The organism is Alkalihalophilus lindianensis (genome assembly GCF_032843265.1).
In the GTDB taxonomy this organism is placed as follows: Bacteria; Bacillota; Bacilli; order Bacillales; family Bacillaceae_D; genus Alkalihalophilus; species Alkalihalophilus lindianensis.
Map to the genome: position 1 here is coordinate 1 of NZ_JAWJBA010000203.1, position 279 is coordinate 279.

Genomic DNA, 279 nt, shown 5'->3' on the forward strand with positions numbered 1-279 from the left:
TAATCGATTTTTTATAACTTTATCAACAGCGTTACTAACCTGCATTCTTTTTTCTGGATATAGCGCGAGTGCTGAAACGAATAATGAAGATTATACTCAATATGTCAATCCATTTGTAGGAACAGCTGTAGATAATGGGCAACAATTCCCTGGAGCAGTAGTTCCATATGGGATTGTTAAGCTAAGTCCTGATACTTATCCACATAAAAATGATGATCATGCAGGATACGACTACAATAAAGATAAAATTCAAGGTTTTTCTCATACTCGAGTTGAAGG

The 279-nt window shown here is 35.1% G+C and carries 1 protein-coding gene; it reads left to right on the top strand.

Going from position 1 to position 279, the window contains the following annotated elements; translation table 11 throughout:
• Positions 1–279, top strand: a 279-nt coding sequence (locus RYX56_RS21930) for a hypothetical protein (protein WP_317124061.1), incomplete at both ends; no start/stop codon positions are given.